General features: G+C 43.9%; 5 protein-coding genes and 1 pseudogene. All 6 read right to left on the reverse strand.

Translation table 11 applies throughout. From position 1 onward, the window contains the following. Positions 1-11 precede the first annotated feature (11 nt). A complete protein-coding gene (locus tag NE638_RS12095; RefSeq protein WP_173706487.1) occupies positions 12-2,480 on the reverse strand; it encodes a C40 family peptidase in 2,469 nt (822 codons plus the stop codon). Positions 2,481-2,509: 29 nt separating this feature from the next. Further along, positions 2,510-2,821 carry a hypothetical protein gene (locus NE638_RS12100; RefSeq protein ID WP_055052945.1) on the reverse strand — a complete coding sequence of 104 codons (312 nt, stop codon included), beginning with the start codon at positions 2,819-2,821 and terminating at the stop codon, positions 2,510-2,512. Positions 2,822-2,915: 94 nt separating this feature from the next. After that, positions 2,916-5,738 carry a VirB4-like conjugal transfer ATPase, CD1110 family gene (locus NE638_RS12105; protein WP_173706486.1) on the reverse strand — a complete coding sequence of 941 codons (2,823 nt, stop codon included), beginning with the start codon at positions 5,736-5,738 and terminating at the stop codon, positions 2,916-2,918. Next, entirely contained in the window at positions 5,716-6,090 is a 375-nt protein-coding gene (locus NE638_RS12110; protein WP_173706485.1) for a PrgI family protein, read from the reverse strand. The genes NE638_RS12105 and NE638_RS12110 overlap by 23 nt, the downstream gene beginning before the upstream one ends. Positions 6,091-6,107: 17 nt before the next feature. After that, a complete protein-coding gene (locus NE638_RS12115; protein WP_055056582.1) occupies positions 6,108-6,977 on the reverse strand; it encodes a VirB6/TrbL-like conjugal transfer protein, CD1112 family in 870 nt (289 codons plus the stop codon). 23 nt (positions 6,978-7,000) lie between these two features. Continuing rightward, positions 7,001-7,099 (reverse strand): annotated as a pseudogene (locus NE638_RS12120) (Maff2 family mobile element protein); the annotation flags it as partial. Positions 7,100-7,155: the final 56 nt, after the last annotated feature.

Below are 7,155 nucleotides of genomic sequence, written 5' to 3' on the forward strand. Positions count from 1 at the left end.
TGTCACCTCCTCTAATGCAGACGACCAAATGCCATAAAGTGTTCCTGCCAGTAGGCACTTGCGATACTTGTATATTGCACCGGCTTACCACAATGAATCATCATGTTATTGCCGACATAGATTCCAACATGACTCGCTCCACTTGTGTTATAGGTTCCCTGGAAGAAGATCAAGTCTCCCGGTTTTGCTTCCGATGGAGATACCTGCGAACAGTGAGAACGAAGTCCATCGGCAGTACATCTTCCAATATTCCATCCATTTCCACAATTATTGATAACCCAGCTTACAAATCCGGAACAATCAAATCCACTTGGGGAATAACCACCCCAGACATAAGGAACTCCCAGATATTTCTCTGCTTCCCGGATCATCTTTGCAAACTGTGGATCAGATAAAGCATCTGTCGGTATGGTATAACCAAATCCACCACTTCCGGTGGGTATGCTGTTTAAGTCAAACAGGTAATCACGATTTCCATAATATTTGTTATACGCATCGTATCTTTCCTGTTCTTCTTCCGTCATGCGGCTTCTCAATATGGTATCCAGATTACGGTTTGTCATCGTCACATCCAGACGGTTTACTTCTTTCGTTGTCGTAACCTGCACTTCCTGGCTTCCATTGCTGTCTGCTATGTATGCCTCCCATGTCTGGTGCCCGTGTGCGGAAGCTGCTGCATGGTTATCATAATAAACATCAAACTGAACACCATATCTTGCAAAAGCTCCGGTATCTTCTACTACATATTCCACACCATTCATAATGACATGGGTTCCCATCGGTACAAAAGGATTCGATGCATCTACAGCGATCGTATGATTGGCTGTCGGCATCGCACCACTGGCTGTCGGTCCTCCACTCCACTGCCCACAGCAGATGGAGCAATTACAATACCCACTGGTGACAACCTGTCCCAGTGATTCTCCTACCCGGACTGTCTTGGTTTCGGTAACTGTCTCTCTGGTAGAATCTGTCGTAATCCCATACTGCTGACGGAAAATGGACTCTATCTCCTCTGCCACTTCATCATAAGTAAAGCCACCATATTTTACTGTTAGATACGAAATCAACTGATATGGGTTATGCCCGATTTCATCAATCTGGTACCGGTATTCATCGTAATCCGGATGCGTGGATTCCATCTGATTGATCTGCGTATTTAAGGCTTCTTCTAATGCCCGGTATGCATTTTCAGCGGCATAAATGTCCTCATCTGTACTGGAATAACTGGTGGAAATAATAGCAGACGAAGCTCCCTGCAGGGATGCACTGCAGCTGGTAAAACTTGCTGCAATCAAGACAAAGATCAATCCAAAAATAGCAACTGTAGCAAAAATCCCACGGTTTTGTGCCGCAATCATTTTGACTGCATCTTTTGCTTTCTCTGTAAATTTCTGTGCTGAAGTAATCGCCACATCCTTTGCCTTTTTGCTCTGCTTTGCTGCCTGATACTGTTTCTGATAACGTTTCTTCTGGAACAGCTTTTGCAATGCAGATTTTCTTTTCTGCTCCGCTTCCTTCTTCACCATCTTTTTTGCTTCATTTCCATAAACAGATTCAAACATCAGCCTGCTTTTTTCTGCTTCATCAAGAACGCTTTCTTTCAGCCTTTTTGACTGTTCCCTCCTTTGCTTTAAGCATTCCCTTGTATAAATGGATTTTCTTGCAAGGCTTTCTCCTGCAAGCTCTGCTCGGTGTGCCCCTTCTACCGCAGCATTATCATCTTCTGCCTCATGGGTTTTCCAATGAGCCGCCGTAGCCGCAGCATCTTTCACGGCAGATGCAGAACTTCGGATACCGATACCGGCTCCATGTACCATGCCATCACTTTCATCGCCAAACGATAATCTGGAACTCTTTTTCCGCTGTTCTTTCAGCACACGTTCCCGCTTCGATTTGCCTTTGATCTCCTCCGAAAATCCATCCAGAGACTCTTCTGCCACTTCTGAAGTTTCCCTGTACCGGGCAGCTTCTCTCTTTGCCGTCTTGCTTTCTTCGGAAACCTCCTTTTCCTTCCGTCTTTCTTTTGACGCATAATCTCTGACCATCTTTTTCTTACGGAGATCCCGGCTGTCTGCAACCGTTTCCAGATAAGCCCGTTCTCCCCTTGGCTGTCCACGGATGCTCTCACTGCGAAATGCGGATTTCGTTGCAGCTGTGCTTTCATCGGCTACTTGTTCCCCATCCAGTTCTCTATCTATATCTTGTTCTGACTCCTCATCCAGTACAGATTCTCTACTATATCTGGTTTTTTTGGAACTTTGCTCCGAATGTTCTGTTTCCCTTTTTTCATTGATATGCTCACGCCTTCTCTTACTGAAATCCAGCTCATCCTTTTTTTCACTACGGGAAACCTCTGTATCCATATCCCGTCCAGTGATCCTTTTTTCTTCTTTATTCCGAAGGTTCTCTTCTCTAAGACCATCACGACTCATCTTCTGGACGGTTTTATCTCTCGCCTTATACTCATGCTCCTGCAAATCTCACCATCCCCTTTACTGTTTACCTGTTATTCTGCTTTATCCTGATAGCTCTCCCATTTTTCCAGTACCTCATCTGCCAGTCCTGCAATGGAATCTGTCAGCTTATCTGTAAGTCTTTCACTCAATGTTCTTCTTGCAGCCAAGCAGGAAGTAATCCCCATAAAGTCAATCAGTTCCGCTAAATACAGCAGATCATCTAACATCTCGCCAAACACCTCCTCCCCGTTACTGTCCTTTCCTTTTTCTAAAAGTTCTTTATAATTGTCTGCACAGATTCTCTCTGCAAATACACAGCAAGGTTCCCCATTGCATCTCTCAAAATTCGTATAATCTCTCATGTAGTGATCCTCCATTTCATTCTTGGGCAGAAAAAAGGCCAGAAATCTTTTCCCGGCTCATCCCCTGCTTTTGTTCTATTTTTTTTTATATTTTTTAATCGTCTCTTTCTCCGATACCAAGTTTTTTACGCTTCTCCACCTCATCCGGCTTAGAAGTCATCAACGCATACAGCATCAGGGAATTATCAAATTTATCCTTAAACGGAATAATGGTACTGCCATAAAAGACCAGTCCCTCACCTTCCCCACTGTTGGTAACATAAGAAAGCTGATGTGGTGAAATGTTCAGCTGCTTTGCAAGAATCTGCCTGTCACCGGATGCCTGGTTTAACATCAGGATAAAGTCAGAATTTTCAAAGATATTTTCTATCTCACGGCTGGCAAGCAGGTCTTTTACGTTCTGTGTGATACCCGTCGGAATACCACCCCATTTACGGAATCGCTTCCAGATCTCCACACTGTACGCAGCTGTCTGCTCTTCTTTTAAAAGCAGATGAAACTCATCAATATAGTATCTGGTACTCTTATTCGCTGAACGGTTAATCGTTACTCTGTTCCATACCTGATCCTGTACGATCAGCATACCAAGCTTTTTCAGCTGTTTTCCTAAGTCTTTGATGTCGAAACATACCATGCGGTTATTCAGTTCCACGTTGGTTCTGTGGTTGAATACTCTCAGAGAACCATTGACGTAGATTTCCAGTGCAGTCGCAAGACGCTGTGCCTCCTGTTCCTTCTGCTCACGGAGAAGATTATATAAATCCTCTAAGATCGGCATCTTTTCCGGTACTGGGTCAGAAAGAAAGTCCTGATACACCAGACGTACACAACGGTCAATAACTGTTTTTTCTACCGGCTCCAGTCCATTCTTCCCACCAACTACCAGCTCACAAAGAGACAGGATAAAGTCAGACTTTAAGGAAAGTGGGTCATCATCATCTGCGTAATCCAGATTGATGTCCATCGGATTGATATAATCATGGCTGGTCGGTGAAATGCGGATAACCTGTCCATGAAATGCCCGGAACAACGGATAATACTCCCCTTCCGGATCACACACGATAATGTCATCTTTTGTCACGATAAATGCGTTGGTGATCTCACGCTTTGCCGCAAATGACTTACCGGCACCCGGTGTACCCAAAATCAAACCATTCGGGTTTTTCAGTTTCTTTCTGTCTGCCATGATCAGATTATTGGAAAGGGCATTTAAACCATAGTAAATGGATTCCCCACCCATAAACAATTCCTGTGTGGTAAACGGAACAAAGATTGCCGTAGATGTTGTGGTAAGTGCCCTTTTGATAGGCACAAGATTCATAGCAAGCGGCAGGCAGCTCATAAGCCCCGGCTCCTGCTGATAATCCAGACGTTTCAATGCACAGTTATATTTCTGTGCAATACCGGCAGTCTGGAATACGACATTTTCAAGCTCTTGCTTTGTCTCTGCCGTATTTAAAAACAGTGCCGTTACAAGGAACATTCTCTCATTCCTGGACTGTAAATCTTCCAGAAGTCTCTTGGCTTCTCCACCATATGTATTTAAGTCTGATGGGATAATGTCCATGTCATATCCGGCACGAACTGCCTTTTTCTGCTCCTCAATCTTCATCCGGTTAATATCGGTCACCTTGCTCTTTACCAGCTTGATTGCTTTCATCTGGTCAATGGACTGGATATGGAAGTTCACCATAAGGTTACTGTCCATCTCCAAAAACTCTGCCAGCATCTTGTCCGTAAGCTCTGGGGCAAGAATCTGAAGATAAGAAACGGCTCCCATCGTTCCACCCATCTGAAAATCTTTTCCATTCTTAAATACGAAGCTGGTCGGTGCGATATAATCCTTTGTGCTAAGACCTGTACGAAGTACCTCATCATAAGAAAAATGAAAAGGGACTTTACTATCCTGATTGAATGTCTCGTACATGATCTGAAGCCTTTCCATTCCATTCAGCGGATACGCTGTCACTCCAAGAATCTTGAAATTATTCATAATATCCGACTCGATACGTTCCAGTTTCGGTCGTGCTTCCCGGATATTCTCTGCTTCAATACCAAAGGTGATATACTTGGTACGCATCAGACCATTATTTCCTTTTGCCAGCTGATTATTAAGCATCTGTGCAAACTCCATACGCAGATCATCAAACTCATCCTCCTGCGGATTGATATGGATAACCTTTTCATACTCCGCCATGTTGCTGTGCTGATTGATAAAGGAAAGCTGAAAATGAATCGTACTGTCAAAATAATTTAAGAAGTCACACCAGTTTTCAAAGATCGCATTTTTGTCCTCATTCTGAGCTAACTGGTAGTTGATGTCATAAAAACGGATGGTCTTGGAATAAAATTTATCCTGTACACGACAGATACCATCTCGCCCCATCTCGTGATAAGGAATGGACTGCTGTGCTGTAATCCGTTTATCTTTGGCAGTATTTGCTACTTTCTTTTCAGTGGTTCCACCTTTTCCTCCTGAAACCTTCTTCCCTTCCGGCTGCTGTCTTGGCGGTGCTGTAGCTGAACTGCTCTTTTTCTTCTTTGCACTTTTCTTTGCTTCACGCATTGCCTGTTTCTCTGCTTTTGCCGCAAGCTTCGCTTCTTTCTTCGCATTTTTCTTATCCGCTTTTTCATGCTCTTTATGAAGTTTCGCTTCATATTTCTGTGCCCTTTTCAAAGCCTTCTTTTCCCTGCGGGTCAGCTTTCTGTTTGGTCGGCGTACCCCTCTCTGTCTTTCCAATGCTTCATAACCCGTTACCATTGGCTCACTGTGCAGTCTGCCGCTTACCGGCTTACTGCTGACCGCCAGATCTGGAATATCTTCTCCACCATCCTCTTCATCCAGCCAGTAATCATTTGCATAACGTTCTTCTTCCAATCTCTGCGGTGGCTGTCTATCGTTTTTTCTTTTTAACACTCTTCTGTCCTCCCTTCTTTTTTCTGACCATGATAAATTTCTTCTCATACAGATTTTCCATCTGATACTTCCGTACCGGAGGACGGATAAATTTCACGGTGATTATATTTTTCAAAACCTTTTCTAACGGAAGTCCATCCTTTTCATACATGGCAAATAAAAATGCCGGAAGCATCAAAAGGCACATCCCGGTGGCTGCGTTACTGGAACCGATGATCCCTCTGGTAAGGAAATAAAACGGGACTCCCACTGCCGCTGCAATCCCAAAACAGATCAACTGCCGTTTGGTCAAGTTGAAGATGATCTTATTTTTGACCTTGGTTAAGTCTTTAGGCACTGATACAAATGCCATTGCCAGTTCCTCCTTTCTTAGTGAGCGTTGAAGATACTACGGGCAAAATTTCCTGTTTTCATCAAACTGAAACAAAGGATCACCGTGTATGCCATCACGCCGAACAATGCAGAATGAATGTTATCTGACATCTGGATATTCGCTACTAAGACTGCGTAAATTCCCACGCAGACCATCATAAAGAATCCCTGAAATGCCAGTGCAAACAATCCACGAAGATAGTTGTTTCCAATCTGCCCCCATTCCCGGTTAGACATGGTTGCAAATGGAATAGCTCCAACGGACGAATAGAGATAGATTTCAATCATACGCCCATACAAAATCACTGTAATAAAGACTGAGATAACCTTCATACACAGGCTCACAAGCATCGTTTCCAGTGCCAGTATGACAAGTTCACCGATTTCCATAGATTCCATTGCCGTTTCCATCGTGGTAATCATCGTATCTATATTGATCGCTGTATCGGAACTGATGACACCAGCGGCCCGGCTCACTACTGACTGCCCGACATCAAATACCGCCATGGTAATCGTGAAAGTATGGCTGACGATCCAGACTGCCACCCACATCTTGAAAAAATATTTAAAGAACATCCATGTATCAATGTCATGCATATTGTTCTTTTCTGTTAACATGGAAATCAGCTCATAACAAAGCACAAAGGTAATAATCATACCGGCAATCGGTACAATGACCGAATCGGAAAGATTTTGTATCATGCTGAAAATGTTCCCATTCCAGCCCTGCGGTGTCTGCCCAACCTGAGCAGCAATCTGACCGGTCTTTTCATTGACATCGGTATACATTGTTGTCAGGTTGGAACTTACCATGCCTGTCAGAAGATTCCTCATCCATTCTTCAATCGCTTCAAATATCCGATCCATGAGTCATCTCCCTCCTAAGTTTCTCAGCTAAACAAACCGGAAAGTAACGGTACAAGCTGGGTGCCGATCAAAACAACACCACCTCCCGCCATCAGCTGCTTAATCCCCTGGGATTTTGCACCCGATAGCGATAGGTAATCCTTTGAAGTTATCTCCGGATTTTCCCCCGCTCCACACC

The sequence above is a fragment of the Blautia sp. MSK.18.38 genome (assembly GCF_024460535.1).
In the GTDB taxonomy this organism is placed as follows: Bacteria; Bacillota; Clostridia; order Lachnospirales; family Lachnospiraceae; genus Blautia_A; species Blautia_A fusiformis.

Bases quoted from the DNA above. Each gene is read 5' to 3' on its own strand.
- NE638_RS12100 (WP_055052945.1), bottom strand. From the start codon at position 2,821: ATGAGAGATTATACGAATTTTGAGAGATGCAATGGGGAACCTTGCTGT.
- NE638_RS12110 (WP_173706485.1), bottom strand. From the start codon at position 6,090: ATGGCATTTGTATCAGTGCCTAAAGACTTAACCAAGGTCAAAAATAAG.
- NE638_RS12115 (WP_055056582.1), bottom strand. From the start codon at position 6,977: ATGGATCGGATATTTGAAGCGATTGAAGAATGGATGAGGAATCTTCTG.